At 43.2% G+C, this 310-nt stretch carries 1 pseudogene; it reads right to left on the reverse strand.

Going from position 1 to position 310, the window contains the following annotated elements:
- A pseudogene (locus A372_RS32595) lies at positions 1-310 on the reverse strand (gfo/Idh/MocA family oxidoreductase); the annotation flags it as partial.

Here is a 310-nt window from a genome sequence, read left to right on the forward strand (position 1 = left end):
TTTGGGAAATCCAGGGAACTATCAGGTTCATGAGCTATACTGATTGTTTCAAAATCACCGTTAGGCGCATGACTCTGCTCATTACTTGGCTCATGTATCAGTTTTTCAAGCGTCAGATTCCCAAATTGAATATGCCCAAGCGAAGGATTCTGTGACAAACGCAAAATGCCCTTTTTCCCCCGAATCTCTAGCTCAAACTTAGAATTCACTCCACCTTGAATGTGAACGGAGGTCGGTGCTCCATTTTCCATTAGTCCGTGAATCAGAATTTGATCGGCAGTATCCTTGGAAATGACTTCACCCGTTTCAT

It is taken from the genome of Paenibacillus sp. OSY-SE (assembly GCF_000283315.1).
GTDB lineage: Bacteria > Bacillota > Bacilli > Paenibacillales > Paenibacillaceae > Paenibacillus_B > Paenibacillus_B profundus.